Here is a 24,805-nt window from a genome sequence, read left to right on the forward strand (position 1 = left end):
TCAGCGAAATTATAGCTCTTGGTTCCGTTCAGGGATCAGGAGCTTTTTTGCGAGCAGACAAGGCAAAATTAGCTGTCAGCAGTATATTGGATTTGTTTAAAAGTTTTATGGGAAATTAACCCAAATAACTAACAGTTATTCCTTTTGAAACCGAAATACATAAAGAGGTCTGTATATCAGACATAAGAAGTCATGGGAATAAGGGGGAACGTCAGTGAACATGAGGAAAATAGCCCAAAAGAGCATGTTGGGATTGTTGATTGTACTTTTAACAGCTCAAGGCTGGCTTACCGGCTGGAGTGGAGCGGAGATACGTACATATGCAGCCAGCGAGTTACTTGCAATGGGTATCAAAGATACGGTTCCAGCGGTAAAAGCGGCGAACGTAGATACATCGGCCCCGCTTATTATTGATTTTGTGAAACCGGTCAAGAAAGCAGATTCAACACAGAGTGTAATAACGGTGAGAAGGTTGGATGATAATTCTATTGTGGACTCTGTGCCCGTGTCCGGCAGTCAAGTCACCATTGATCCGAAGCTGCCTATTACCGATCCTTCCACGCCTGACAGTGGAGCAGGTACCGATTCTTCGGCCAGTGGGTATCGTGTAAATATCACGCTTAACAAAGCTCTTCCAGGAGCAACCTATTACGTTGAAATGGACAATAAATCACTAGTCTACTCGGAAGACAATACGCCCTTTGCGGGCCTGCTCAAAAAAGAGTGGACGTTCAGTACACAAGGTTTAGGCTCAGCTGCAATGGTCAGCAAGGTTCCTGAGAACGCAGCAATTATGGCCCCATCCACCAATATCGTGATGACATTTGATAAACCTGTTACAGCAGGTAAAGGAAAAATGACCATCTATCAAGGCCGGGTTGGCGGAACGATATTTGAGGAGATTGCTGTCGATGCAGGCGCACCTCGGGTGACTGGTTTGGGGACAAGAACCATTACCATTGATCCCATGAAGGATTGGAACAGCAATACTACATATTATGTCATCATGCCTGAAGGTTATCTGCGAGATGCAGATCAGAACGATGTCAGCGGCATCAGCGGCAATGTCTGGGGATTCAACATCATCTCTGATCCGACTGCACTTATCGTTTCCTCAACGACTCCTCCAAATGGTACAACCAATGTACCTCTATCCGGGAGTTTGAGTGTGACCTTCAGCAAAGAGCTCGACACCAATTACTTCAAAGAGCCTGTGCTTAAGAAATTCAATGGTGCAGTTGTCTCCACCAGAACGGTGTTTAATAGTTCAAACAGCAGACAGCTGATTATTACGCCAACAAGCGAGCTGGAGAGCAATACGAATTATGTGGTTGACCTGCCTGCCAATGCCTACCGCGATAAAGCAGGTAACATGTTCACAGGGCTGAATGGTTCGACTTCATGGGGATTCAAAACACTGAGCAAAGATACAACTCCCCCAGCTCTGAAAAGTGCGAGCATGCACAGCAATAACACCATTCGTCTGACTTACGACAAGTGGTTGTCCAGCACTAACCCGCTCAGCAGCACGTATGCCGTAACCGTCAATGGAGAGAAGCGGAGTATCAGCTACACCTACATCTCGGGCGACAGTGTGTATGTCGTTCTGGATACCGGCGTAGCCGCAGGACAGGTCGTTCGTATTGCTTATACACCGGGAACAAGCAGCCGGGTTACCGATCAGTCTAACAATGCGGCCGCAGCCTTTGGTGCACGTGATGTAGATAACGGAATGGATTCCGTGATGTCCAAGCCGCGGGAAGGAAGCGTGTACTTCAGTACAATCACATTGTATTATCCTGAGACGGTATACGTTACATCCAGTGATGCGGCTAGGCAGTTCAGTGTAACTTCTGACCAGCTCGCTGTCGGGGTGAACAGCATCTCTGTGAACAACAGCTCGGTGGTAACCCTGAATCTGAGCCGTTCGATTACGGATGGAGAGGTCGTTCGTGTCTCTTATACACCAGGTTCATGGCCTGTAAAAGACAGCCGTGGACAAGCCTTGGCCGGATTTGCCGGCTTCTATGTCCGCAATACGATTGACACCAAGCCGCCTGAATTAAAAGGCGCAGAGGTGAGTGGAAACAAGCTGTGGATGCGGTACAATGAACCGCTGAATCCGGGTAACAAACCGCAGAACAGCCAGTATTCCGTGCTGGTTGACGGGAAGCCTGTTTTTGTCAATCAATCCGAGATCGAAGATGATCTGGTTACACTGACACTTGCCTCAGCGGTCAAAGATACTCAAAACGTAACGTTATCGTATGTGCCTGGAGCACTGCGGTTAACCGATCTGAACAGCAACCCGGCGGGTTATCTTAACATGACGCCAGTCGCGTATACGTACGGTAACGGCAGAATTCTGTCGGCTGTCATCCAAGGCGATACGATCCAGATTCAGTTCCGTGAGGCCATTCAGCCTGAAGCGTCATTGACGTTGGCACAGTTCAGCGTGCTGCTCAGCAATGCCAGTGCTAAATTGCTGTCAGCATCCGCTTCCGGATCTATGGTGACATTAAAATTAGATCTGTCTATGAATACAGGAAACGAGAATCCTACGGGCACGATTAGTTATATGCCTGGAGCTGTACCGCTGCGAGATGCATCCAATACAACCGTGCCTGCGTTTGGACCGCTCACACTGCAGCAGCCTGGGACAAACGTACCTGTAAATAACCAGGCGAGTGGACGTCCGGTGTGGCTGAACGAGCTGGATGCATCCAGTTACGGCCAGGCACTGCTTCTGATCAATAACAGCACGGCATCTTCTGATGCTGCAATGTCGGGGAATAACCGTTCGACTCGTCAGTTTAATGTGGATGGAGTGAAGTTGATCCAGTCCTTTGAATATGCCTCGACAGCAGGTAAATTAAATCTGCCTGTTGTGTTTGAAGTTCCAGACAGTGAATCTTCTGCGTATGTTGGTTTCCCATTGAATGCTCTGACACAGATCGCAGCAAGTTATCCCAAAGGTACTGTAGGTGTGAAATACGGTGATCGTCTCTGGACAATACCGTTATCTAATCTGGATCTGGAATCTATGAAACGGAGCATAGGAACGCTTGGTGCCAATACAATGATGTCGACCAGTACAAGTGGTTCTTCAGGTTCGAAGGAACCGGCATTCTATGTGCAGCTTGAAACTGTTCCTGTACTAACGTCAGGTACGATGGATGGAATGCTTATAAACTCAGGCGCACAAAAGTTAGGGAATACGACAGAAGTGTACATGTTTGCTTTTAACGCAAGCAGCAATCAGCGCATGGAGATAGATATAAAAAGCCAAATTTCTATGAAAATATCGACAGATGCACCTACCATTACAGCTGGATTTACGTATGTCGATCCTGTTACTTCAGGTTTATCCAATGTACCAAGTTCGTTCAAAAACACAGCTGACGGCTTCATTATTAAAGGTCAGCTAAATGGCAATCAGACAATTGTACCTGTAAGTCATGTCGTTAATTATAGGGATACAGCATCCCACTGGGCCGCAGCGGTTATTAAAGAACTCTCTGCCAAATGGATTATTAGTGCACCGAATGGTTCCTATTACGGCCCTAATGAGAACATCACACGTGCAGAGTTCGCCGAGCTGGTAGCCAGAGGGTTAGGGCTGAAGGCCGAACCAACCGCAGCCAGCCGCTTCCGGGATATTCGAAGCGGGAGCATCACGAGTGCTTACATCGGTGCGGCAGCGGAAGCTGGCATCATCACGGGCAATACCGATGGGACGTTCAAGCCGGATCGTGCGATAACGCGTGAACAGATGGCCATTATGATGGTTCGTGCCATGAATTACGGCGGTCAGACGGTATCCCTGCAATCTTCGACGAATGCAGCACTGTCCAAGTTCAAGGATCATAAAAAGATCCAATCCAAAGAATCCGTTGCCAAAGCAGTACAAGCGGGAATCATTCAAGGAATGACAGGCAGCACATTTGTTCCGCAGGGCAATGCAAGTCGTGCCCAGGCAGCAGTAATGCTGAAACGGGTTCTCGATAAACTGGGATACTTGTAAGCTTGTAGTTTTTCAATGTAATCTTTATAGATATCATGACGTTAATCCATCGTTATAATCGTTTAGATTGAAAGGACGCTTCAGGAATGTAATTCTTGAGGCGTCCTTTTTTAGTAGATTTGGATAGAACATCTGTAGAAAAATTGCAGGCACAGTTAGAAAAGTTTAACCAATTTATGCCTCATTCTTGGCTTACGGCGTAACTTTTTCTGCTAAAAACAGTCTATTAATAGAAGAGTATACTAGGGATCACTCGATGTACTGCCATATGGCATTATATGTGGGATGTCTAAGATTCATATACAAGATGGGAGAGACGTTTCAAACATGCTGGGGAAACATGGGAAACAGCTGGAAGACGTTAAGCACAGTAAGGCTAGAAAATGGGCAATTGTAACGCTGGCGGGTGTAATCTGGATTGCACCTGTGATGAGTGCAGGCGGACAGATGTGGTCAGGGACTTCGTGGCAATCTACAGCGGCCGCGGCGTCAACGAATACAAGCAAATTGAGTGAAGAGATTCTGACTTCGGGTGCGAAGCTCATGAAATACAGATATACAACAACGCGTTCAGGTTCGAAGGTGAACGTGCTCGCAGATGTTGTGCAGGTGGATCTGCAAAATCCGTACGTTAAGCTGGATGTAATGACAGGTAAAGGCGGCAAATTAAACAGCAAACAGAGCACAGGCAGTATGGCGAAGGAAAACGGCGCGGTGGCTGCCGTAAACGGGGATTATTTTAACGTATCGGGAGAATTGTCTCCAATTGGCGGGCAGGTCTCTGACGGTGTTTTAGTGTCCACACCTTCCGAGCTGAAGGGGATGTATGCCCTGACCGTAACCAAGGATGGCAAGCCGATGATCGACGAATATTCCTTTGACGGCACCGTGAAAGCACAGGATGGTTCAACGTTTGCTCTGCGTGGGATAAATAAGGAGGACTATACGGTTGAAACGGGATCGGGTACATACAGCCATGCCAACTCCATGTATATTTATACACCTGCATGGACGTCAACCAAACGTCCGAATGATCCTTCCACCACGCCAACGGAGGTGCTTGTACAGAATGGTGTGATCACGCAGATTTCGGATAAAAAAGCATTGAATATGACTGTGCCGAAGGACGGCTATATTCTGCGTTCGCACGGGACAGCGGCAGCCTGGGTTATGAGCCATTTGTCTGTTGGGCAAACCCTGGGAGCTGACTATAAGCTTGTTGCCAAAACGACAGGCCAGACGGTTGACCCAAACAATCTGGAGATGATGATCGGTGGTCATACCATTCTGGTAAACGGGGGCCAATCTACTCCGTTCTCTCGCAATATTGCTTCTTCCGGCATTGGGGGTGTTCGCGCCAGAACAGCGGTAGGATACTCTCAGGATGGCCGTTATGTATACATCATTGCAGCGGAGAAGAACGGAAACAGCAGCGGCATGTCTTTGACCGAACTGCAGTCATTTATGACAAGCATAGGCATATGGAAAGGCATGAATCTGGATGGCGGCGGATCCACGACGATGGTTACGCGTCCGCTGGGTGAACAAGCGGCGAGTCTGACCTTTAATACGGAGTACGGTACAGAGCAGCGTCAAGTGGTCAACACACTCGGCGTGTTCTCAACGGCGCCTGAAGGCAAGCTGAAAGGCTTCGCAGTAAGCGGCAGTCAAACGCTGCTTGCAGGTCAGGAAGGCAAATACTCCGCGAAAGGGTATGACACCTACTACAACCCGATCGCTACAGGCAATATTCCGTTGACCTGGAAATCCAGCAATAACGGCATCGTGAGCGTCAGCAATGGAACGGTCAAAGGAGTGAAACCGGGTACAGCAACGCTGACGGCAACAAGCAGCGGTGCTTCCTCTTCCATTAAAGTAACGGTATTGGGCGGCAGTGAGCTGGCTTCTCTGACAGTCGGATCAGGTCTGGGCTCGCTCCAGCCGGGCACAACTGTCTCGATCCCGGTTACGGCTACGACGAAGAGCGGACAAAGCGTAACGGTACCAGCAGACTCTCTGACTTGGGAATTTGTCGGATTTAAAGGTAAAGTGTCAGGAGACCAGTTAACGGTATCGTCTGTTAATGATGGAGCACAGGTTGGTTATGCGATTGGTCGTTATGATGGTTACAGCACGGTTGTAGTCTTGTCTGCAGCAGCCAGCGAAACGATCTGGGAAAATTTTGAGAACGCGAACTATCCGATTAACTTCACAACGAATGCGGCCGGGGTAACCGGATCAGCAGCAGTCACGGCAGGAACCGGAGATAAGGCTGGCTCCAAAGTGCTGCAGCTCAGCTACGATATGACAGGTGGAACGGGTAAAATGTATGCTTATGCCCAACTGAATGGTTCAGCAGGCAGAGATGTATCTGCAGCAGCTACATCCATGTCGATGGATGTGATGGGTGACAAGAGCTTGAACTGGCTCCGTGCAGAATTCACGGATGCTAAAGGCAAAACGGTATATGCCGATCTGGCCAAAGCGATTGACTGGAATGGATGGAAGAAGGTCAGCGTAGACCTGAATGGACTGAACATGGCATATCCTGCTAAGCTGAAGCGTGTATACGTAGTTAACGTGGAAGATGGACAGGATGAGCGTGCAATGACAGGAACGGTTGCGTTTGATAACATTGCCTTCACAATGCCTTCCAAATCCAGCGAAGTTGGGCTGCCTACAGGTACAGCTTCACTTGTGCTTGGACAGAAGTCCATGACGGTAAATGGAACGAATAAAACAATCGATGCCGCACCGGTTATCAAAAATGGAACGACGTATGTGCCGATCAAGCACGTGCTGGACGCTTTTGGCGGACAGGCGGGCTGGGACAGCAAAAATCAACGGATTACTGTCCTTCGCGGCAGCAAGCTGATCGATCTGGTGGTAGGTCAGAAAGAATATGTTCTGAATGGTAAAAGACAGAGCGCATCTGTTGCACCATACGTAAGTGGTGGTAGGACTTTAGTCCCTCTCCGACTCGTTTCCGAGCAGCTCGGGCTGTCTGTAAAATGGGAACAGAACACGAAGACCGTTACCATCTCATCGTGATATGGTATGATATATACCGGAAACGATAGAAATGGAGTCGAACAAACGTGGATTTACAAGCCGATGCCATAGACCGCGTCATAAAAAACGCCATACAAGTCATGGAAAACAGCAAATATCAAATGTTCGAAATCATGGACTCTACTCGCGATGAGCTGAAAACACTCAACGAGGAGTTGAAGTCGGTGCTGAAGGAAACGGCGGAAACGATCGAGAAAGTAGATCAATTGGAGCTGAATTACCGCCGTTCCCGAATCCGGCTGACGGAAGTTAGCCGCGACTTTGTCCGTTATTCGGAGCATGATATCAAGCAGGCATATGAAAAAGCGACACAGCTGCAGCTGGATCTGATGATTTATCGTGAGAAGGAAATGTATCTAAAGGCCCGCCGGGATGATCTGCAGAAGCGTGCCAAAAATGTGGAGGCTTCTGTGGAGCGTGCCGAGACCATTGGTTCGCAGATGGGTGTTGTGCTAGAATACTTGTCAGGCGAGCTGGGTCAAGTGACCCGGATTATCGAGTCTGCCAAGAATCGACAAATGATTGGTTTGAAAATTATTCTGGCCCAGGAGGAAGAGCGGAAACGTATTGCTCGTGAGATTCATGACGGGCCTGCGCAGATGCTTGCCAATCTAGTGCTTAGGACGGAAATTGTAGAAAGAATGCTCATGAAGCAGGATTTTAAGATGGTCCAGGCCGAAATAGTAGATTTGAAAGGCCAGGTTCGTTCCAGTCTTGAAGAAATGAGAAAAGTTATTTTCAATCTGCGTCCTATGGCACTGGATGATCTGGGATTGATCCCAACGCTTCGCAAGTATGTGCAGGATTTTGAAGTAAAAACAAAAATCCGGTCGCTTTTTGAAACAAGAGGCAAGGAACATCGTCTCTCTTCTGCAATGGAGGCTGCAATCTATCGTCTCGTGCAGGAAGGTCTGTCTAATGCTGCCAAGCATGCTTATCCCACGTATGTTGTCGTAGAAATTACATACCAGGCTCAGCTCGTCAAGATTGTGGTTCAGGACAATGGGCTTGGGTTCAAACCGGAGCTTCTTGCCAAGAAAAGCAAGGATCACAACCACTTCGGTCTGATCGGGATGAGAGAACGGGTTGAACTGTTAGAAGGAAGAATAGAGATTGAATCCGCAGAGAATCAGGGAACCAAAATAGTCATTCATATCCCGACAAACGTGGATAAGGGAAAGGAGTAGCAGGATGGAAAACCGTGATACTGGAAAAACATCAATTAAAGTTCTTTTGGCTGATGATCATCAGCTGTTCCGAGAAGGATTGAAACGCATTCTAAATATGGAGGACGACATTGAGGTCATCGGCGAGTGCGGCGATGGCATTCAGGTGCTCGAATTCTGTAACCAGGATAAACCGGACATCGTTCTGATGGACATCAATATGCCTGTAGAGAACGGGGTTGAAGCGACCGAGAAGCTGCGCGAGCTGTTCCCGGATGTGAAGGTTATTATTTTGTCTATTCATGATGATGAAAGCTATGTATTCGAAACACTCCGTAAAGGAGCAAACGGATATCTGCTGAAGGATATGGAAGCAGAGTCTCTGATCAACGCGATTCGTTCGGTTCATGAAGGGCATGCATTTATTCATCCTAAAGTTACTGGCAAACTGATTATGCAGCTTCGCCGGATGACGTATCTTAATGAGACAGGTGCAATGAGCGAGGGAACTTCGAAGGAAGCAGGCGTTAAATTTGTTGCTGGCGATAATAACCCGCTGACACGCCGTGAAGCTGAGGTGCTGCGTTTGATGGCTGAAGGTAAGAGCAATAAAATGATTGGTGAGTTTTTGTTCATCAGTGAAAAAACAGTTAAAAACCATGTCAGCAGCATTCTGCAGAAGATGGAAGTGGATGACCGTACACAGGCTGTTATTAACTCCATCAAATACGGCTGGGTTACGCTCTAATTGTTTTAATCAGGTTCAATGTGTTCACTCGCACCCTTTCCAGCAGCTGGATTGGTTTGCGGGTTGATGGACTTTATCACTGCAAATGAACAAAGTGCCAGGGTGTACTGAACATCGGTTCAAGCGAGCGCTGACGGACGGCTTGCTGTAACCCTTCGGAATATGCAGCATATACTGCTGTATACAGGGATGTTCGCCATGGGTGAACATGACCTTCCGAGGAGGTGCAGTTGCCATGGTTGCTCATTTGACTATGATTCTGCTTATATACTTCCTGGCGGCAATGGCCGTTCATCTTATGCACCAGCGCCATACTTCCCGCCCGGAGTCCGAAGGCTTCGAGCAGATTCTGCTTATTCCTTCCAATCAGGCAGGACGGATTGAGGGCATTATTCGAGCACTTTGCCTGGAATTATTATATCGTGGGAAGAGCTTCTCCTTAACGGTGGTTGCCGATCATCAACAGACGGAGACCATTACGATTATTGAGAAGATGATGCAAAGACAGGGCATGGAGCTGTCATACCTGCCTGCTGTGCCAGCAGAACTTGAACATGCCGTGCATTCCAGTGATGGCTATCGCCTCATTGATCTGCGCAATTCCAGCGATGAAGCTGGATGCAGGTAAGTGTTATTTAATTCTATGATGCAGATGTTGATATGCGATTCACGATGAGAAAGATTACAGCACAATGCTGTAGTCTTTTTTTTGTAATTGTAGCCAAGTCTGCCTTTAAATTGAATATGGGTTTTATTGCAATCTATGGTTAAAGACTGGATTTATCGCTTCGCATGACAATTGCACAAGCATTTTGAAGTCAGAAGTCTTAACTTAAAAGTATAGACTGAGAAAACTGGAAAAAGTTGCGCATATACAAATGAAAAGTTCCAATTTTTTGAGAGCGCATCGTAAGACGCGGTGAGGTAATATTGACCGTTAGGAGAATGGACCATATAATTGCTCTATATGAATTTTTTATGCATATTTTCAGGATGATAGAAAGCGCTGTGCAAAACGAATTATTTTTTACGAGAAAAGGTTCAGGAAAGGGAATATAAGATGAACCCGGTACATATACGAAGATTACTGCTGTTGGTATTGTTGGCTTGTATACTGCCCTTAGGTATTAATCAAGCAGCTGCCGAAAGAACCACATCTAGTCAGGTTGAACTGTTTCATTTATCAGAAGATGGTCTTGGTATAAACGAAGTGATCAAGTGTGGTGTTAACGATCAGATGGATCATGATTTAAATTTGGATGGAATAGACTTGTATATGCAAGAAGACAATGTTCCCGATGTGTATGGTACTTCGCCCGAAACGACGTTTACGTTCGAAGTGAATGGACAGGTGCTGCAGCCGGGAGAAGCGATCTATATTGAATCAGGTCCAAACCAGTTACCGCGAGTATGGGTTGGAAAATAGTGAATTATGCTGGACTATGAACATCTTTACACTTAGGACAGAAGTATAATGATGAAACGTACAACAAACAACGAATAATGGACATGAAGCACATGCTCCGGTGAAGACGCCGGTTAGGATGTGCTTTTTTTGCGTTTCTAGATATGAACAAGGGAGGAATTAGAGCGATGCAGGCTGCGTTGTATGTGTGCAGGACAGGTGGGGAGTGGCGCATGATAATGTCACTCGATATTCGGGTGGATGTGATGTGGTGGCTTGGGGGTGTAAGTGGACAGCTTGTCCAGCAGTGGCATGTATTAAGTATGCAGCTGCCGTTAAGTCAGGCTTCGTGGTTGATGGATCAGTTTGTGGAATTGCGCGGCATGGATCAGTGGCGGAAGGAAGCATGGGAGAGTTACATGGATGCGAAGCTGGGCTTATACGAGCAGGCTTCGGGTGAGACCGAGGCTAGAAAAGCGTTGGCAGAGCAGGCTGGAGCGGGGAATTGGAATAGAAGCGAAAGAGGCGATAAAGGACGAAGCGGAATGACGAGATTCAGTCGGAGTGAAGGAAGAACGGTAAGTCCGAACAGAAATGAAGATACGAATGGAATTGGGGGTGGAAATGAATATCAAGGAAAGAGCAAGGATGTAAGCGGAACTGGAGCTGCGCGAGCAGATCGCGTGGGCGGGATGCCGGAGCCCTATCCCGCCGAGCATTGGGCTCAGCTGGAGCAGTGCGCAGCTCTGCTGGCTGAGCGCATGCACGGCCGCCAATTGCTGGCGGCCGAAGCCGAGGCGTTGCTGGCGGCGGAGCCCGCCATGCCGCCGGGGGGCTGGCACGCGGCTGCGCAGCTCGCGTGCCTGCATGGGCGGCTGCAGCTGACAGCCGCCCTCGAAGGGCCTGCCGCGCGCCGCCGGCTCGCGTGGCTCGGCCGCGCGCGAAGCGCGCCCCGCTGCCACCGCTGTGGCAGCGAAGCCAGGCAGCGCGTGCCCTGCGCTGCCTGCGGCCTGGCGGCGTGCGCCTACTGCGAGGCCTGCCTCGCGCTGGGGCGCAGCCGTGCCTGTGCGCTGCTGCTGCGCAGTGCAGCGCAGGGGGCCGTGCCCGCACGCGGCGAAGCACCGCGGGGCACGGCCCTGGCCCCCACCGGCGGCGGACTCGCCCGGTGGGGGCTGAGCGCAGCGCAGCGCGCGGCAGCAGGCGCGGCGCTCGCGTTTTTGGCCCGGCCTCCCGCAGGAGATGGGCCGGAGCGGTTCTTGCTCTGGGCCGTGACCGGGGCCGGCAAGACCGAGATGATCTTCCCGCTGATCCAGCACACTCTGGATCAAGGAGGACGAGCGTTGGTGGCTACACCGCGCCGGGATGTCGTGCTGGAGCTGGCTCCGCGCCTTGCCAAAGCTTTCCCGGACACCTCGCTCGCCATGCTCTATGGCGGGAGTTCGGAGCGCTGGAAAGACGCACAGCTCACGCTGGCGACCACACACCAGCTTATGCGTTTTTATCAGGGGTTTGATCTGGTGATCATCGATGAGCTTGATGCCTTTCCTTACCATAATGATCCCATGCTGGCTCATGCGGCTGCGTCGTGCTGTAGACCGGACGGCAATTTCATCTATTTATCCGCTACGCCGCCGACCCGGTTACAGCGGGAAGCCGCTCAGGGGAAACTTGCGCATGCCAAAGTGCCGGTGCGATTCCATCGGCATCCGCTGCCTGTACCGAAACTGATCAGCATGCCTACTGTCGCTCAGTGCATCAAGCGCAGACAGCTTCCAGCCGCCATTGTAAGCAGCATTAGAGCTTCATTACAGCGTGATGCACAGGTGTTTGTTTTTGTAACACGCATCGCCCAGATCGAGGCGTTTGTGAACCTGATGAGACGCACCTTCCCGAAAATCTCAATTGAGGGAACATCTTCGCAGGACGCGGAGCGGGCCGCCAAAGTTATCGCTTTTCGGGAACGCTCCATTCGTCTGCTCGTCACCACCACGATTCTGGAGCGCGGCGTGACGATTCCGCGCAGTGATGTGTTTATTCTGGATGCAGATAACGGACTGTTCGACGAGGCTTCTCTCGTACAGATGGCAGGCCGGGCAGGACGCTCCAAAGATGATCCCGCAGGCCGTGTCATATTCGCTGCATTCCGCCGTACACGTGCTCAAGTCAAAGCCGTAACCCAGATTCGCAAAATGAATACGATAGCCCGCCGCAAAGGTTACCTGCATCCGCCAGGGACTAAATAATCACCGTTACATCGTTCCAATACGGCCGAGTCTAATTACACTTGCTGTATGGTTTTTCGTCTGATCTTACTCGCTATAAAAGAAAAGAACTTTTTTGTACGAACGATCGATCATTCCCGCCTGTATCCGTTGCCAGTCAGAACGATTACAGTTCCTCACTTAGCAGTTACTGCATAACCTCAGCTGTGCAATGTCTGCAGCATTAAGAAAGGAGAAACGCATCATGCTTAATTACATCTCCCAGGTTTTTGAACGTGTCCAGCATCTGACCGGACATCTTCACCAACTGCTTGGCCCGCCCGGATCATCCTGTCTGACTTGCGGGACCCGTGCAGTCTTGTCCTCACGTTATCCGGGGATATGTCCGCGCTGTGTGAAGCAGATTCCATGGATTGGTGTGATCCGATGTCAGCGCTGTGGGCGCGGCGTGGGATGCCCGGACTGTGTACGCCCGCATATGCAGCACCGCTCCTTCATCTGCAATCGAAGCGCCGTACAGTACAACGATCTAATGAAGGAATGGATTAGTATGTACAAATTCCGAGGCCATGAGCGCTATGCCCCGCTGCTGACGGCACTGCTGATTCAGAGCTTTCAGGCAATGAGTGAAGAACTGACGAGGCTGTATGAAAAAGAAACCCGTAAGCCGCCATGGCGTCCGGATGCGGTCACGTATATTCCCGTGAGCGGCGAGCGCTTGGCCGAGCGCGGCTTTAATCAGGCGGAGCAGCTGGCAGCCGGGCTTGCCGCCGCCGCTCGTCTGCCCGTCGTTGATCTGCTGCAGCGTCAGATCAATACCGCCAAGCAGAGCTTCAAATCTCGCGCTGAGCGCTTCGAAACGATGAAGCACGCATTTTCCATCAAGCTCGGAGGAATACGTCGTATTGAAGAACTGTGGAACAATCAAGGCCGCCAGAATACTCATACTCAGAAACATTTAAACGAACAGGAGAACAATCTGAAGTTTCTTGCGAAGAATGGCAGGGTCCCCGATCTTGATTCATCAAACCACCCGATTAACCGCAGCAAACCTGTACAATTACTCTTAATCGATGACATATACACGACAGGCAGTACATTGGATGCGTGCGGACACGTTATTCTACAGGCAGCGGGCTGCGCAGGTATTCCAGTAGAAATTTACACCTTAACGTTAGCTCGTTCCTAATCTGCTACTGCTTTTATTAATCCAACAGCGTGGAGGAGGAAAATATTTTCGCAAAAATATAGTTTAAGACAAGATAACCTTGTCCAATTGTAGGGTTTGGATTTTGAAATCGATTGCGTATATACGCAATCTGCTGCATTTGATATTCGCAAATAATATATGGACTTCATATGAGAATATAAGGTAATCTATAGGTATTAGATGCTCGGAAAAGGAAGTTTGAGAGGGGAGTTTTAGCGATGAATCTAGGGAATTGTCCTCGCTGCGGCAGACTGTATGCATTGAATTTTCGTGATGTATGCTCGAACTGTATCAAGGAGATGGAGCAGGAATACCAGATCTGTGTAGAATATCTGCGCGAGAATAAGGGCGCTAACATACAGCAGTTGTCCGATGCGACAGAAGTCTCAATCAAGACGATCACCAAGTTTATTCGGGAGGGACGTATTTCCATCGAAAACGCCCCGAATATGATGTATCCTTGTGAAGTGTGCGGAATGCTGATTCGGGAAGGTCATATGTGTGATTCCTGCCGTACCCGGTTAACCAAAGACTTGGCCAGCGCTGCTCGTGAAGTAGGTCAGAAGGAGAACAACCAAGTAGGCGGACGAACCTACAATGCTGTCGACAAACTACGGGATTAATAGGAACGTGGTCTTAAATACGAATAATGCTATAACAAATGTTTTGGAACGTACCGATAAACTTATTAAAGATTATCGGTTTTTTTTATTATCCTACTCATTTTTAACCACATAAAGATAAAGAAAGAAAAACGTAAATCATCCCATTATATCTGAAAGGAAGTGCATATCGAATGAAAATCAATGAACCGAGTCGAATTGGAGCCATCAATTCATATCAGAGGAATGTTGAATCCAATCAGCAGGCTGAAACCAAGAAAAGCCGCCGCAAGGATGAGGTATCCATTTCTCCGGAGGCGATGAAGATGCTTGAAGAACAAGGACGTACGCAGGATGCAGGACGGCTGCAGCGGATTCAGGAACTGAAAGATCAAGTCAGTTCGGGAACGTACCAGGTAGACAGCGGTAAGCTTGCCGACAAGCTGCTGCCGTATTTTAAGTCTTTTGATAAGGAATAGGTGATGATGTAATGGCAGCACTGGACAGATTAATTGCAGTTTTACAGCAGATGGAGCAAAGTCACCGTGATATGCTGGCACTCAGTCAGGTCAAACGAGAGGTTATCGTCAAAAATGATGTGGACCAGCTTATTGCTATCATGAATAAGGAATCCAAGTTTATGAAACAGCAGGAGCCGCTGGAGACGGAGCGAATGCATGCTGTTCACGAACTGCTTCAGGAGCGCGGCATCAAATCGATGCTGAACCTGAATATTACCGAGATTTCCAAGCTGATCTTTGATCCGGCTGATAAACAGCGATTGTTTGAGATCCAGAAGAAGCTGGCGGGAACATTACAGGAACTGAAAGACATCAATCAACTCAATCAAAAGCTGATCGAGCAATCGTTAATGTTTATTGATCTATCGATGGACATGTTTGCTTCGAGGCCGGAACAGGATGCAACTTATCAGCATCCTGCTGATAAGCACGGCAATCCAGGGCGAATCGGTCTGTTTGACACGCGTGCCTGATTAAATAGGGGGAAACCAGGTGACATCTACATTTCATTCAATCGAAACGGCTAAACGCAGTTTGTTCGCACAGACGACCGCTCTTAGCACAACAGGTCATAACGTAGCCAATGCCAACACGGAAGGGTACTCACGCCAGCGAGTAAACATGCAGGCATCCATTCCGATGGAGCCGTTTGCATTTCTGCACAGCACAACACCAGGTCAGCTCGGAACAGGGGTGGAGTTCGACTCCATTACCCGGATTCGCGAGAAGTTTCTGGACGATCAGTATCGTAATGAAAATACCAACTTCGGGAGTTGGTCCATTCAGCGAGATACACTCGAAAAGCTGGAAGCTATCGTTAACGAGCCATCGGAGACCGGTTTTCGGACGGTGATGGATAACTTCTATAAATCCTGGTCCGATCTGAGCAAAAACCCGGAGGACGTAACTGCACGCCGGATTGTTAAAGAAACGACACTCGCACTTACGGACGCAATGAACCAGATTAGCCGTCAATTGGATGCATTGGGGCATGATTTGGACAGCAACATTGCGGTGAAAAGCAATGAAATTCAGGGATATTTGGGTAACATTGCAAACCTGAACAGTGCAATCGTGAAGGTTGAATCCCTTGGCGATAACGCCAACGATCTGCGTGACCAACGTGACTTGATGGCAGACAAGCTGTCCAAAATTATGAATATTACCGTTACGGATACACCACAGGGTTATCAGGTTCAGATGAATGGACAAGGACTTGTGGCTGGTGGAGCCGTACAAGCTGTGGTCGATCCAGCATTTTTGAATGCTGCTTACACAGCGGGAACACTCACTAACGGTGAGGTCCACGGTATGATTAAGTCCCGAGATACACTGGTGAGCGATTATCGCAAACAAATGGACGAGTTAGCTAATACATTGGCTAATGGGGATATTGAGATCACTATACCTGCAGGTTCTGTACTGCCTGAGAATACCTTCCTGGATGGTGTTCAATACAACGGAGATGGACGGAAACTGACTACTGATCTTAAGGTTACTGTTAAAGGTCTGAACGGATTACACCAGCTCGGATACAGTATGGATGGAACCACTACGGGAGGTTTGCCTTTCTTTACTGCAGCTGGCGGTGGAACCACAATTACAGCAGGAAACATTTCCTTGAATGCGGCCATATTGGCTGATCCGAACAAGATTGCGACCTCACTTCGTACGACAGATGCATCTGGAACGGAAACGGTAATCAAAGGGAATAACACCTTGGCTCTTTTGCTCGCAAACTTGAAAGATACCCCAATGAAATCAGCGGATGGATTGCGTAATGCAACGATCGGGGCACAATTCAGTGCCATCGTAGGGCAGCTGGGTGTTCAATCTCAGGAAGCAGCACGTCAGACATCCAACACCGAATTTTTGGTACAGCAGGTGGATACCCGTAGGCAATCGGTCAGCGGTGTATCATTGGACGAAGAGATGGGCAACATGATCAAATTCCAGCATGCTTACAGTGCATCTGCACGTTTTATGACCACTTATGATCAACTGCTTGATAAATTAATTAACTCTACCGGTATGGTAGGCAGATAATCGAAGGGAGTGGCATGACAGATCATGAGAATCACGAATAACATGCTTAGTTCTCAGCTGCTGCTGAACTTGAACCGCAATGCACAGCAGATGAATAATACGCAGACACAACTGGCAACAGGACGTAAAATTAATAAACCCTCAGACGATCCGGTAGGCATCACGTACTCCCTCCGTTATCGGGCTGAGCTGTCCTCCAATGAGCAGTATCAGAAGAATGTAGACAGTGCAATTTCTTGGCTGGAGTTCAATGATACAGTAATGAATCAAGCAGGAAACGTTGTTCAGCGAATACGTGAATTGACTGTACAGGGTTCGACTGGTACTAATCCTCAATCTGCACTCGATAGTATCAATGAAGAGGTTAAGGAACTTAAAGAGCAGCTCGTTGATATTGCTAACAGCAAGTTGAATGGAAAGTATATCTTTAATGGCGAGACATACGATCTTCAGCCATATGTATTTCCTTCTAATCCTGATGGGTCTTTAGACACTTCCGGTGCGGCTTCTATCAAAACGGACAGTGGTAGAATTAATTTTATTGTCGGTGATAGTGTGCAGCTTCCTATTAACGTTAATGGGAATGAGGTTTTTGGTAATGAATCGGAAGAAGATAACCTGTTTGTGACCGTGAACAATATTATGAAGGCTTTAACTCAAGGAGATACAGAAGAGTTAAGCAAGCAGCTTGATAATATAGATACCCGAATGAATAAAATGCTGGCGATCCGTTCCGAGATTGGAGCCAAAACGAACCGGGTGGATTTGATGATGGGTCGTCTGGATGATCTTAATATCAACTTAACTGACCTTCAAGCCAAAGTTGAAGATGCTGATTATGCCGAACTGGCAATGAAATCGAAAATACAGGAAAATATCTATAATGCTTCTCTTTCCACAGGGGCCAAAATTATTTCTCCTTCCTTAGTGGACTTCTTAAGATAATAGGAGGAGCTTAATATGAGGATTCCCCCTGTCGTACAGATTCAGACAACACCTTCGCTGCTCAGCATAGATGCAGACCCGGGACAGTATTCCATTCGTCAACCTAAGGCTGAAGTGCAGCTTCAGACGAAACCTTCGAAGTTGACTGTGCAGAGTCATCCAATTGAGCTGCATGTAGACCAACGTCAAGCCTTCTCTGCATATAATGGAGGCAATATGATCGATATGAATGCGCGGATATATTCAGGTATTCAACAAAATTTAATGCAGAATATAGCGGCGCGTGTGGAGCAGGGAAATCAGTTGGCAGCTATCCATAAGCCTGGAAACACGATTGCTGACATTGTGGGAACAAATTGGCAAGCTCAGGCGTTTCCGGAGATAAGAACCCCTGCTTCTTATGATAACGTAGACATTCGTATAAACACACGACCTCCGGATATCAGCTTTGATCCAGCCGTTTCGGAGGTGAATGTCATCGTACATAAGCCGGAGATTGAGTATCAGAGAGGTAAGTTAGACATTCATGTTCAGCAGTATGCATCGATTCAATATACTCCGCCAGCCATCGATATGGTGTTATAAGTTATAATATGAGCTATAGACGGTCTCGGACGCAGCCCTCTATGGCTCTTTTTGTATAAAATCACTGCCAAGGAGGCGTTTATTATTTATATTCAGACAAGTATGTGGGGAGAAGTAGAGGTACAGGAGAAGGATATTTATCAATTTCCCAAAGGATTACCGGGTTTCGAAGATGAAACGCGGTTTGCCCTGATTCCCTGGGAAGATACACCATTCAGTTATTTACAATCCATTCGTGAGAAAGAGCTATCGTTCTTATTGGTAAGTCCGTTTACGTTTGCTCCTGAATATAGTTTTGAGTTAGGTGAAGTGGATAAGGAGGAACTGCAGATTGAAGAGCAAGTTTCTGTATTCTCTCTGGTTACCATCCATTCACAGGCTAATAAATCAACAATGAATCTCCTTGCACCCATTGTACTGAATCCAGATCTAGGTTTGGGTAAACAAGTCGTGCTCCATCATTCGCAATATGACACACGCCATCTCATCTGGGCGGAAGAAGAAAAAACGGAATCTGTGAAGGGTGGAGTATAATATGCTGGTTTTGTCGCGGAAAAAAGGAGAATCTATCGTTATTCAAGATCATATCGAAGTTACAGTACTTGCAGTCGAGGGAGATACCGTAAGAATCGGTATAACTGCACCCAAACATATTGATATATTTCGTCAGGAAATCTACGCATCCATTCAAGAGGCCAATCGAGAGTCAGCTGCACCTTTGGCTGCTAATGTTGAAGCGTTTATGGAACGATTAAGAAATAACGGAGTAAAAAAAGAATAAAAAATATTCCAATTTGCTATAAAGAGTTGCTAACCTCCCGTCGATATATAATTTAGACGCTGCTTCGGCAGGGCGGCCGACCTTAATGTCGCGGCGTTTACCACAAGGATGTGGAACTAACTTATTTCAGGGAGGAAACACTCAATGATTATCAACCATAACGTACCGGCGTTGAACACTCACCGCCAATTGTCCATTAACACTGGTAACACCAATAAAAACATCGAAAAATTGTCTTCCGGTCTTCGCATCAACCGTGCTGGTGACGATGCTGCTGGTCTCGCAATTTCCGAAAAAATGCGCGGTCAAATCCGTGGTTTGGACCAAGCTTCCCGTAACGCTCAAGACGGTATCTCTTTGATCCAAACAGCTGAGGGTGCTTTGAACGAAACTCACTCCATCCTGCAGCGTCAACGCGAGATTGCTAACCAATCCGCTAACGGAACAAACACGGATTCTGACCGCCAAGCACTGCAAGATGAAATGAACGCTCTGACTTCCGAAATCAACCGGATCGGTAACACAACTGAGTTCAATACTCAAAAGTTGCTGCAAGGTGATGGAAAAGCGAATCTTGAAGGAGCTAAACTTTTTGCTGATGGAAAATTAGCAAATGGAGCAACCAATAAAACTCAAGTCACACAAACAACAACTATTGGTACTGCAGCAGCTGATGGGGATACGTTGAAATTCACTTTGAACGGTCAAGATTTGACTGTTGGCTTCACAACAAGTGGCAGTAACGGTGCTGCTGCAAATGATGGTAAGGCCTACGATGTCACTTCTAATTCCGCAAAAGTAGCTCGTGCTGCAACTGCTGATGCAGATGCGAATGCTACATCATTACGTGAAGCTTTGACATCGATGATTAATGCGAATGATCAACTTAAAGGTCAATATACAGTAACTGGTACCGGTGCAGATGTAATTGTTACTGCAGTGGCGGGCGGAAAATTTGATGGTGCAGATGGTAATATAGCAGTAGCTGCAAAAACAGGAACAATAGCATTTGGTACAACTGGAACAGCAGCTGTTGGTACAACAACTGCAGTTAATGCATCCAAAACTCTTGACTTTAGCTCATTAGAGAATACAGATGCAGCTACAACTAATGCTAACCTTCAGAAGTTAGTAGGAACTGGGTTTACAATTGGTAATCAACAAGTTGAGTTTTATAAGGCTAGTGAAGGTGCATACAAAGGCACAGGAATCGGTGTAGCTATTGATACAGCATTGGAAAATGGCACTTACACTACTAAAGCTGATTCTTTGACAAAGGCAATTGCAGATGCTGTTGGCAGTAAAATTGAAGGTGTTACACTTACTAACAATGCCAATAACTTAGTGATCACAGCTACTAAGGGTGGGGTTGAAGGTAACAATATTGAGTACAAAGACGGTGGAGTTCAAAAAGCTTTCGAAACATCCTTCCAAATCGGTGCTAACACTGGTCAATCCATGAGCTTGTCTATTAATGACATGCGTTCCAAAGCTCTTGGTATCACTGGTAAAGCTGGCGATGCTGGCTTCACGAAAGATAACACTGTAACTGATGGAACAAACGATGTTAAAGGCGAAGCTGCCCTGAACATCTCCACTAAAGAAGGTGCAGCGGCTGCAATCGCAGTACTGGATAAAGCAACTGCTCTCGTATCCAGCGAACGTTCTAAACTGGGTGCTACTCAAAACCGTCTGGAGCACACAATCAACAACTTGGGAACTGCATCTGAGAACCTGACAGCTGCTGAATCCCGTATCCGTGACGTTGACATGGCGAAAGAAATGATGCAGCAAACAAAAAACAACATCTTGGCTCAAGCAGCTCAAGCTATGTTGGCACAAGCAAACCAACAGCCGCAAGGCGTTCTGCAATTGCTGCGTTAATTTTAACAAGATTAACATTAAACCTTGGATCATTGATCCAAGGTTTTTTTATTGATTTTACATATTCCCTAAAACTAGAGCTCTGTCTAACCGATATATACTATAAATGCCAAACATGGTGGAGGTCGTTCAAGGGTGAACATTCAATTTTCTTTATCTGCCGCCTCATCCGTAACGAATGCTGGGATTGAGGCACAGAACCCGGCAAGCGCTTCTCAAGCGGGACCAGAAACAGCGAGTATTAAGACAGCCAAGGAAGCGTATAACAAGGAAAAACAAGGTATACATCTGTCCATAGGGGAAGAGCAGTTGATTCGCAATATTGATCGGGCTGTTAAGGCTTTACAAGGTCCGCAGACGACATTGGATATCAGCATTCATGAGAAAACACATGAAATTATGGTCAAAGTTCTCAATAAGGATACAGGAGAATTAATCCGGGAAGTTCCTCCTGAGAAGACGTTAGATTTGGTAGCCAAGATGATGGAGATTGCTGGGATTATTATTGACGAGAAAATATAGATTGTGGGGGTGGAATAATGGTAACACGAGTGAATGGATTCTCAGGTATGGACATTGAGAGTATGGTTAAGAGTATGATGGCAACCAAGCGGGCGCCTTTGGATAAAATTAATCAGGAGAAGCAGCTGCTGCAGTGGCAGCGGGAAAGTTACCGGGAGCTGAGCAGTAAGCTCTATGATTTCAGATCAAACAAATTAATCACTAAATATGGAAACTCTACAGCATTAAATGCTAATAAAGCCATTGTTTCGGGAAATACAGATGCGGTAAAAGCGGAGGCAACCGCAGCGGCTAGTGGAGTAGAGATGAAGGTAAGTGTCACTCAACTGGCCAAAAGTGCAACGGCATCCACATCTGGACTTGGGCAGGGAGTAAGCGGTTCTACATCGTTAGCGGCTTTGGAAGGTGTAGACATTAACAGAATGAGCGCTGTTGATCTGGAAAAATATTTGCAAAAAGGTTTTGATATTAAAATAAATGGGGTTAGTTTTACCGATAAAGACGGCAAATCATTATTTAATGGAATGACATCGATCTCTACGCTCGTATCTACTATCAACTCTAATGCTCAGGCCAATGCGATTGCCAGTTATGACGAAATTACAGGTAAGCTGTCCATTGCATCCAAAACAGGTGGGGACGATAGCAAAATAACAGTGGAGACGCCAAGTGGAGGCAACTCCATCATAGCTCTTTTTTCTAAAAAGACAGTTATTGAAACTAACGGTGTGGGATCAGGGGTTACAGATGATAAAACGTTAGCTGATTTATATAAGCTCAATGGGGGCAAGGACCCAGAGCCTGGAGACCCTGCGAAGACCTACAGCTTTGTTTTAAATGGAAAAACATTTAATTTCAGTGAAACCGATAAAATATCAGATGTTGTGAACAGTATCAATGCTGATACGAATATGACGGGCACTCCTGATGCTAATGCAACAGCTAGTTTCGTTGACGGTAAACTTACAATCACTGCAGTTCCAGGCAAAGAGCTTAAAATGAGCGGAGGCTCCTATGAATTTTTGAGTTTGTTTAAAGGAGCTAAACCGTATACGGATGTGGCAGGGCAGCTTACCACTACCCAAGGGCAGGATGCAAAGGTTAATGTGAACGGTGAAGACTTGCAAAATATGAAGAGCAACACATTTACCCTTAACGGCGTGCAGTTTACTCTTCAAGGCCTTACTAAGGGAGCAGACAATGTAGATAATCCAACAATTGTGAAAAACCAAACCGATCCTGATAAAGCCTTGGAATCTATCAAATCTTTTATTGAAGACTACAACACTTTAATTAAAGCATTAAATTCCAAGGTAGATGAAACCAAGTACCGGGACTTTAAACCACTGACTGACGAGCAGAAGAAAGAACTGAAAGAAACAGAAATAAACTCTTGGACTGAAAAAGCAAAGAGCGGCTTGCTTAAAAATGATGATATTATTAAATCGGTTCTATCTGAAATGCGTCAAGTGATTACAGACAAGCTTGGTCCTTTAAGTACACTTGGAATTACTACTGGGAACTATGCCGAAAATGGTAAGTTAGTTATTGAGAATGAGATCAAATTAAAAAATATGATCAGTGAAAATCCTCAACTTGCATTGGATCTGTTCCAAGGTCCTGCTAACGCTCCAAAAGAAGGGTTGTTTAATAAACTAGCTGATAAAGTAGGAAATGCAATCGAAAAAATTTATCAGCGTGCAGGTACGAATAGATATACAACTGATGTTACCAGCGCATTTCGTGATGAGAACATCATGGGTCGTAAGATGAAAGAGTATAATAACCGAATTCTGATGATGCAGACGAACCTGCAAAGGACAGAAGATCGGTATTATAGACAGTTTGCTGCAATGGAAGCAGCGATGAATAAAATGCAGTCACAGTCGTCCAGTCTTTTTTCCAGTATGGGAAGATAAGAAACTTATATAAAGGGTGAGACATTTGATTACATCTCCATATGATAAATACCGTCAATCGTCAGTTCAGACTTCTAATCCGGCGCAATTAGTTATTATGTTGTATGACGGTGCCATTCGTTTTGTGAAGACGGCTATCGAAGGTTTAGCTCAAAATGATAATGAAAAAACAAGTCTGAATTTGGGTAAAGCTCAGACGATTATTAGTGAGCTGATGAGTACGTTGGATCGTTCGTACGACATATCTAAAAACCTGAATTCATTGTATGAATATACAAACTATTTGCTTGTGGAAGCGAACATTCGTAAAGATGCATCCAAGGCTCAGGAGGCAGTCGGTTATCTGACAGAACTTCGTGAAACGTGGTTGGAGGCATCTAAAATTGCTGCGGGACAGCAGACATCCTCTGTTTCGGCCGAAAGCGCCCATGGATAAACAAACGTATTTACATCAACTGAGTGAATTGACGAGTACGATGATGAGTGAATTATATGAGATGAATTATGAGCAGCTTGAAGCTTTCGTTGAAGAGCGTCAGTTGATTGTTAACGGGCTTGTGGAGCTTTTTGCCGAACAACCTCCTAGTGCGGAAGAGAAGAATAAAGTCGAAGAACTCTTAGGTCACGACCATGAGATCATAGCTCGTATGAATGTCCTTCGTCTCGAAGCTCAGGACTGGCTGCATAAGCGCGGGCAGGCAAAAACGCAGCGTAATGCGTATGAGACGAATTATGCTCCTGACAGTTTTTTAATGGACAAAAAGAAATAACAACCATTCAGCCCTTCTATGTACGCCTTGACTAGTTATCTTGGTGGTATAGAAGGGTATTTTATATAATAAACATTATCTAATTGTAATGCCTAATCATCTTCTATTAATGAGACTTTAAATTCACCGGATAACACTAGATTCAAAATGTTACCATCATGCTGCTGAAGATTTGTTGATGTCACTGAACGGATATACTTTAATTGGATGTTTCTTCAAAAAAATTTATTTATAAATTTCATTCTACAAAAACCCTGCATATTCCTCAAAATCCTCAATTAATCTACAAAAAATACCAATAAAACATTTTCTTTACCAATTGACAATGGATAAGTTTAGGTGATATCATCTGAATTGTGGGCTAGGGTCTTGGCCAGGGCTTC

General features: G+C 46.5%; 21 protein-coding genes. All 21 read left to right on the plus strand.

Translation table 11 applies throughout. The features are described 5' to 3' along the window. Window positions 1-220: 220 nt before the first annotated feature. The 21 genes from ABXS70_RS29210 (at window position 221) to ABXS70_RS29310 (ending at window position 24,422) form a co-directional block, all read left to right on the plus strand. Entirely contained in the window at window positions 221-4,024 is a 3,804-nt protein-coding gene (locus tag ABXS70_RS29210) for a SwmB domain-containing protein (RefSeq protein ID WP_366296812.1), read from the plus strand. A 327-nt stretch (window positions 4,025-4,351) separates the two neighbouring features. Further along, window positions 4,352-7,075: a stalk domain-containing protein gene (locus tag ABXS70_RS29215; RefSeq protein ID WP_366292946.1), complete on the plus strand. Its 2,724-nt coding sequence runs from the start codon at window positions 4,352-4,354 to the stop codon at window positions 7,073-7,075. 47 nt (window positions 7,076-7,122) lie between these two features. Further along, window positions 7,123-8,283 carry a sensor histidine kinase gene (locus tag ABXS70_RS29220; protein WP_090922925.1) on the plus strand — a complete coding sequence of 387 codons (1,161 nt, stop codon included), beginning with the start codon at window positions 7,123-7,125 and terminating at the stop codon, window positions 8,281-8,283. A gap of 4 nt (window positions 8,284-8,287) precedes the next feature. After that, window positions 8,288-9,010: a response regulator transcription factor gene (locus ABXS70_RS29225; RefSeq protein WP_366292949.1), complete on the plus strand. Its 723-nt coding sequence runs from the start codon at window positions 8,288-8,290 to the stop codon at window positions 9,008-9,010. A gap of 235 nt (window positions 9,011-9,245) precedes the next feature. Further along, a complete protein-coding gene (locus tag ABXS70_RS29230; protein WP_366292952.1) occupies window positions 9,246-9,638 on the plus strand; it encodes a hypothetical protein in 393 nt (130 codons plus the stop codon). A gap of 432 nt (window positions 9,639-10,070) precedes the next feature. Next, window positions 10,071-10,436, plus strand: a complete 366-nt coding sequence (locus tag ABXS70_RS29235) for a hypothetical protein (protein WP_366292955.1) — start codon at window positions 10,071-10,073, stop codon at window positions 10,434-10,436. A gap of 167 nt (window positions 10,437-10,603) precedes the next feature. After that, window positions 10,604-12,658: a helicase-related protein gene (locus ABXS70_RS29240; RefSeq protein WP_366292958.1), complete on the plus strand. Its 2,055-nt coding sequence runs from the start codon at window positions 10,604-10,606 to the stop codon at window positions 12,656-12,658. Between the two features lie 223 nt (window positions 12,659-12,881). Continuing rightward, window positions 12,882-13,826 carry a ComF family protein gene (locus ABXS70_RS29245; RefSeq protein ID WP_342553048.1) on the plus strand — a complete coding sequence of 315 codons (945 nt, stop codon included), beginning with the start codon at window positions 12,882-12,884 and terminating at the stop codon, window positions 13,824-13,826. Window positions 13,827-14,065: 239 nt separating this feature from the next. Next, window positions 14,066-14,470, plus strand: coding sequence for a TIGR03826 family flagellar region protein (locus tag ABXS70_RS29250; RefSeq protein ID WP_366292961.1), 405 nt, complete (start codon window positions 14,066-14,068; stop codon window positions 14,468-14,470). A gap of 173 nt (window positions 14,471-14,643) precedes the next feature. Next, on the plus strand, window positions 14,644-14,928 hold the full coding sequence (gene flgM / locus ABXS70_RS29255) for a flagellar biosynthesis anti-sigma factor FlgM (RefSeq protein WP_342553046.1): 285 nt from the start codon (window positions 14,644-14,646) through the stop codon (window positions 14,926-14,928). Window positions 14,929-14,939: 11 nt separating this feature from the next. Beyond that, window positions 14,940-15,443 (plus strand): flagellar protein FlgN, encoded by a 504-nt coding sequence (locus tag ABXS70_RS29260; RefSeq protein ID WP_366292965.1) that lies wholly within the window; start codon window positions 14,940-14,942, stop codon window positions 15,441-15,443. Between the two features lie 19 nt (window positions 15,444-15,462). Continuing rightward, window positions 15,463-17,016 (plus strand): flagellar hook-associated protein FlgK, encoded by a 1,554-nt coding sequence (gene flgK, locus ABXS70_RS29265; RefSeq protein WP_366292968.1) that lies wholly within the window; start codon window positions 15,463-15,465, stop codon window positions 17,014-17,016. A gap of 24 nt (window positions 17,017-17,040) precedes the next feature. Further along, complete coding sequence (gene flgL, locus ABXS70_RS29270) at window positions 17,041-17,961, plus strand: flagellar hook-associated protein FlgL (protein ID WP_366292971.1); 921 nt, start codon at window positions 17,041-17,043, stop codon at window positions 17,959-17,961. Between the two features lie 15 nt (window positions 17,962-17,976). Further along, window positions 17,977-18,546, plus strand: a complete 570-nt coding sequence (locus ABXS70_RS29275) for a DUF6470 family protein (RefSeq protein ID WP_366292974.1) — start codon at window positions 17,977-17,979, stop codon at window positions 18,544-18,546. A gap of 51 nt (window positions 18,547-18,597) precedes the next feature. Then, the gene (gene fliW / locus ABXS70_RS29280) at window positions 18,598-19,080 is read left to right on the plus strand and encodes a flagellar assembly protein FliW (RefSeq protein WP_366292977.1); all 483 of its coding nucleotides are present in this window, start codon (window positions 18,598-18,600) and stop codon (window positions 19,078-19,080) included. 1 nt (window position 19,081) lies between these two features. Next, window positions 19,082-19,327 carry a carbon storage regulator CsrA gene (gene csrA, locus ABXS70_RS29285; protein WP_366292980.1) on the plus strand — a complete coding sequence of 82 codons (246 nt, stop codon included), beginning with the start codon at window positions 19,082-19,084 and terminating at the stop codon, window positions 19,325-19,327. 144 nt (window positions 19,328-19,471) lie between these two features. After that, window positions 19,472-21,211 (plus strand): flagellin, encoded by a 1,740-nt coding sequence (locus tag ABXS70_RS29290; protein WP_366292983.1) that lies wholly within the window; start codon window positions 19,472-19,474, stop codon window positions 21,209-21,211. Window positions 21,212-21,346: 135 nt separating this feature from the next. After that, window positions 21,347-21,733 (plus strand): flagellar protein FlaG, encoded by a 387-nt coding sequence (locus ABXS70_RS29295; RefSeq protein ID WP_342553038.1) that lies wholly within the window; start codon window positions 21,347-21,349, stop codon window positions 21,731-21,733. Between the two features lie 17 nt (window positions 21,734-21,750). After that, a complete protein-coding gene (fliD, locus tag ABXS70_RS29300) occupies window positions 21,751-23,652 on the plus strand; it encodes a flagellar filament capping protein FliD (RefSeq protein ID WP_366292986.1) in 1,902 nt (633 codons plus the stop codon). Window positions 23,653-23,677: 25 nt separating this feature from the next. Then, window positions 23,678-24,088, plus strand: a complete 411-nt coding sequence (gene fliS, locus ABXS70_RS29305) for a flagellar export chaperone FliS (RefSeq protein ID WP_342553036.1) — start codon at window positions 23,678-23,680, stop codon at window positions 24,086-24,088. Then, window positions 24,081-24,422, plus strand: a complete 342-nt coding sequence (locus ABXS70_RS29310; protein ID WP_366292989.1) for a hypothetical protein — start codon at window positions 24,081-24,083, stop codon at window positions 24,420-24,422. The genes fliS and ABXS70_RS29310 overlap by 8 nt, the downstream gene beginning before the upstream one ends. Window positions 24,423-24,805 lie beyond the last annotated feature (383 nt).

The sequence above is a fragment of the Paenibacillus sp. AN1007 genome, from assembly GCF_040702995.1.
GTDB lineage: Bacteria > Bacillota > Bacilli > Paenibacillales > Paenibacillaceae > Paenibacillus.

What these genes read in the sequence shown, in the direction of transcription:
- ABXS70_RS29240 (WP_366292958.1), top strand. Translation starts at nt 10,604, where the DNA reads ATGCAGGCTGCGTTGTATGTGTGCAGGACAGGTGGGGAGTGGCGCATG.
- ABXS70_RS29245 (WP_342553048.1), top strand. Translation starts at nt 12,882, where the DNA reads ATGCTTAATTACATCTCCCAGGTTTTTGAACGTGTCCAGCATCTGACC.
- flgM (WP_342553046.1), top strand. Translation starts at nt 14,644, where the DNA reads ATGAAAATCAATGAACCGAGTCGAATTGGAGCCATCAATTCATATCAG.
- fliD (WP_366292986.1), top strand. Translation starts at nt 21,751, where the DNA reads ATGGTAACACGAGTGAATGGATTCTCAGGTATGGACATTGAGAGTATG.
- ABXS70_RS29290 (WP_366292983.1), top strand. Translation starts at nt 19,472, where the DNA reads ATGATTATCAACCATAACGTACCGGCGTTGAACACTCACCGCCAATTG.
- ABXS70_RS29235 (WP_366292955.1), top strand. Translation starts at nt 10,071, where the DNA reads ATGAACCCGGTACATATACGAAGATTACTGCTGTTGGTATTGTTGGCT.
- ABXS70_RS29215 (WP_366292946.1), top strand. Translation starts at nt 4,352, where the DNA reads ATGCTGGGGAAACATGGGAAACAGCTGGAAGACGTTAAGCACAGTAAG.
- ABXS70_RS29225 (WP_366292949.1), top strand. Translation starts at nt 8,288, where the DNA reads ATGGAAAACCGTGATACTGGAAAAACATCAATTAAAGTTCTTTTGGCT.
- ABXS70_RS29310 (WP_366292989.1), top strand. Translation starts at nt 24,081, where the DNA reads ATGGATAAACAAACGTATTTACATCAACTGAGTGAATTGACGAGTACG.
- flgL (WP_366292971.1), top strand. Translation starts at nt 17,041, where the DNA reads ATGAGAATCACGAATAACATGCTTAGTTCTCAGCTGCTGCTGAACTTG.
- ABXS70_RS29250 (WP_366292961.1), top strand. Translation starts at nt 14,066, where the DNA reads ATGAATCTAGGGAATTGTCCTCGCTGCGGCAGACTGTATGCATTGAAT.
- ABXS70_RS29210 (WP_366296812.1), top strand. Translation starts at nt 221, where the DNA reads ATGAGGAAAATAGCCCAAAAGAGCATGTTGGGATTGTTGATTGTACTT.
- ABXS70_RS29275 (WP_366292974.1), top strand. Translation starts at nt 17,977, where the DNA reads ATGAGGATTCCCCCTGTCGTACAGATTCAGACAACACCTTCGCTGCTC.
- csrA (WP_366292980.1), top strand. Translation starts at nt 19,082, where the DNA reads ATGCTGGTTTTGTCGCGGAAAAAAGGAGAATCTATCGTTATTCAAGAT.
- ABXS70_RS29230 (WP_366292952.1), top strand. Translation starts at nt 9,246, where the DNA reads ATGGTTGCTCATTTGACTATGATTCTGCTTATATACTTCCTGGCGGCA.
- ABXS70_RS29260 (WP_366292965.1), top strand. Translation starts at nt 14,940, where the DNA reads ATGGCAGCACTGGACAGATTAATTGCAGTTTTACAGCAGATGGAGCAA.